2 protein-coding genes are annotated in these 3,588 nt (G+C 67.9%); one reads left to right on the forward strand and one right to left on the reverse strand.

Annotation, left to right across the window (positions count from 1 at the left end):
• A partial coding sequence (gene mfd / locus EB084_21770; protein NDD30894.1) for a transcription-repair coupling factor occupies positions 1-2,688 on the forward strand: 2,688 nt, incomplete at its 5' end.
• Positions 2,689-2,722: 34 nt separating this feature from the next.
• Here the strand turns inward: mfd and EB084_21775 are convergent.
• Positions 2,723-3,496: a PilZ domain-containing protein gene (locus EB084_21775; protein ID NDD30895.1), complete on the reverse strand. Its 774-nt coding sequence runs from the start codon at positions 3,494-3,496 to the stop codon at positions 2,723-2,725.
• Positions 3,497-3,588 lie beyond the last annotated feature (92 nt).

Consider the following 3,588-nt stretch of genomic DNA (forward strand, 5'->3'; position numbering starts at 1 on the left):
GCGCGCGATGAGACCCGCGAGCAGACCGTCGAAATCGACGTCCTCGCCGACGCGCAGCTCGAGCAGATCGTGCTGCACGCGCTGCGGTGCCGCCGTGCGTTCCTCACCGCCTATCTCGCGCCCGAGGCCGCGGTGGTGCTCGATGAGCCGTCGCGCCTGAAGCTGCGCCTCGATGAGATGACGCTCGAAGCCGGCGGCAGCGTCGAAGGCGGCGGCTGGCGCTCGAAAGAGGCCGAGGTGAGCGGCGTGTGGGCCGATGCCCTGGCCCTGCTCGGTGATCATCGGCGCATCGAGCTGCAGTCGTGGGGCGCCACCGAAGAGCAGGTCGACCTCTTCCTCCCCACCGAGGGCGTGCCCGGCTTCTCGTCGCGCATCGACGACTTTGCCGCCTACGCTCTCGATCTCGCCGCCAAGGGCGAGACCGTGGCGGTGGTGACCCATCAGGCGGCGCGCCTGCGCCACATCGTGCAGCGCGCCGACGAGCTCGGGCGGCTTTCCGATGAGGCCCGCCCCGGTCGCGTCTGCGTGATGGGCGGGCAGCTTCTCGAGGGCTTCCGCCTCGAGGGGCAGCTCACCCTCGTCACCGATCGGGAGATTCTCGGGGTGGCCCGTCGGCAGCGCTTCGCCACTCCGTCAGAGCGTGGCTCGACCCTTCGCCTCGAAGATCTCAGCGTGGGCGACGCGGTGGTGCACGTCTCGCACGGCATCGGCCGTTTCGAAGGGCTCAAGACCCTGCAGATACTGGGCTCGAGCCGCGACTTTCTCGAGCTCTCGTACTTGCGCGGCGATCGGGTGTTCGTGCCGGTCGAGCAGATGCAGAACGTGTCGAAGTACGTGGGGCTCGATGGCGGCGGCTCGCCGTCGCTCTCGAAGCTCGGGGGGGCCGAGTGGCAGAAGACCCGCCAGCGCGTGGCGACCCAGATCAAGGACATGGCCGATCAGCTGCTTCAGCTCTACGCCGAGCGTAAGGCCCATCCTGGCCATGGCTTCTCGCCCGATGGTGTGTGGATGGATGATCTCGAGGCGGCCTTCCCCTACGATGAGACGCCGGATCAAGAGAAGGCCATCGCCGCGGTGAAGGCCGACATGGAGAGCGAGCTGCCCATGGATCGGCTGGTGTGCGGCGATGTGGGCTTCGGCAAGACCGAGGTGGCGGTGCGGGCGGCGTTCAAGGCGGTGCTCGACAACCGTCAGGTCGCGGTGCTGGTGCCCACCACCGTGCTCGCCCAGCAGCACGGCCGCACCTTTGCCGAGCGCCTCGAGCCATTTCCGGTGAAGGTGGGGGTGCTGTCGCGCTTCCGCACGCCGCGTGAGCAGCGCGAGACGGTGAAGGCCGTGAATGCGGGCGAGGTCGACGTCATCGTGGGCACCCATCGGCTGCTGCAGAAAGATGTGAAGTTCAGCAACCTCGGCCTCGTCATCATCGACGAGGAGCAGCACTTCGGCGTCGAGCACAAGGAGCGCCTCAAAGAGCTGCGGGCCCAGGTCGACGTCATCACCCTCACTGCCACGCCCATCCCTCGCACCCTGCAGATGTCGCTGGCGGGGGTGCGCGATCTCTCGCTCATCGAGACGCCGCCAGAGGCGCGCCTCCCCATCAAGACCTACCTGTTCGAGACCGCGCCCGAGGTTGTGCGGGGGGCCATCACCCGCGAGCTAGATCGGGGAGGGCAGGTGTTCTTCGTCTACAACCGCGTGCGTGGCATCGAGAAGATGGCGGCCGAGCTGCGCGACCTCGTGCCCCAGGCCCGCATCGCCGTGGGCCACGGTCAGATGTCGGAGGGGCAGCTCGAGCACGTCATCGGCGAGTTCGTCACGGGCGCCTACGACATCTTGCTCTGCACCACCATCATCGAGAGCGGCATCGACATGCCGAACGTCAACACCATCGTGGTCTACGACGCGCATCGCTTCGGCCTGGGGCAGCTCTACCAGCTGCGCGGCCGCGTGGGCCGCTCGCCCACCCAGGCGTACTGCTACCTGCTCTATCCGCCGCACAAGTCGCTCAGCCGGGAGGCCGAGCTGCGCCTCGAGACCATCCGCGACTTCACCGCTTTGGGGAGTGGCTATCAGATCGCCTTGCGCGATCTCGAGATCAGGGGCGCGGGCAACCTGCTCGGGGCCGAGCAGAGCGGTCAGATCGCGTCGGTGGGGTTCTCGCTCTACTGCCAGATGCTCGAGGAGGCCGTGGCTCAGGCCAAGGGGCGAAAGCCGCGCGGCCTCGAGGCGCCCACGCCCGTGATGGAGCTGCCCGTCGAGGCGTTTCTGCCGGATGGCTATGTGCCCGATGCAAAGCAGAAGATCACGCTCTACCGCCGCCTGGCCGAGGCCACCGAGGCAGGTCAGGTCGACGGCATCGCCGCCGAGATGCGCGACCGCTTCGGCGCGTTGCCGACGGCCGCCGAGAACCTGGTGCGCTTCGTGCACCTCAAGCTCGAGGCCGTGGCGCTGGGGGTGCCCAGCATCAAGTTCCGCGACAGCTTCGGCGATCGCGCGGTGGTGCTGCTGGTGCCGTTCGTCACCGCCCTCGATCGGCGCCAGCTCACGCAGCTCGGCTCAGCGGCGGGATGCCGCGCCGCGTATGCCAATCACCAGCTCGTGCTGAGCGGGTTTCGCACCGTTGATGTCGACTGGGTCGACGCGGTGCGGCGCGCCCTGGCGTGGATGAAGGCGTCGCTGCCCAGGTGACGGCTCGCCGCGAGGCGAGGCTGGGGGGCTCTGCTCAGCGCGATGCGCGCGTGTGCAGCACCGACGAGAGCGCGGCGACAAGGCGGTCGCGGTGGTCTGGGTTTACCTGCGTGAAGGCGATGCCGAGCTCCCACTTGCGCACCTCTACCTGCGTGCAGCGCACCACACGCCCCGATCCCTGCAGGGCGTCCTTCGAGCCGGGCAGGAAGACCTGCACGTTCACCGGCGTGTTGCGCTCGATGGGGTGCCCCACGATGATGAGCGCTCCGCCGACCGCGATGTCTCGGGCCGTGGCGTCATAGGTGGTGCGGTCGGGGGTCTGCACGTAGGCCTTCATGTCGGAGGAGATTCGCGGCGCCTTGCGATGCTCTCGGGGATCGCGCAGCCCCACCTTGCAGTCGCCGAGCAGGAAGTGGGCCACGGCCTTCTTCTGCGCCGCCGTGTCGATGAGGAACTCGAGCCCGACGTCGTGGTGCAGGCCGGACCTCGAGCGGCGGCACCACACCACGGTGGCCACCGGCGCGTCGTCGAGAACGTCGATGTTGACGCGGTGCTTGTCGCCTTCGTGGTGGTTGTCCTTGTAGATCACCACGCGGTCGCCTTTCTTCATGCGGGCTGATGCCTCGACCCGCAGACCCTTGGCGCTCAGGTCGACGGCAAGCATCTGCACCCGCTCGCGCTCGTACAGGCCGATGAGCGACACGCGCTTGCTCACGCGCAGCGCTCCTCGCTTCTCGAGGGCCGCCACCTGCTTGTCGGTGAGGCCCGTTGCCTGCTTGAGGCGCTCGATGATCTCCATCCAGCCCATGCTCGTCTCCTCAGGGGGTTGTTCTGTCTGCTGCCGTTTTGACGGAATCTGGCATTTGGCCCGTGATGCGGGCTTCTCCTTCTGTCGAAGAC

It is taken from the genome of Pseudomonadota bacterium (assembly GCA_010028905.1).
Classification (GTDB): domain Bacteria; phylum Vulcanimicrobiota; class Xenobia; order RGZZ01; family RGZZ01; genus RGZZ01.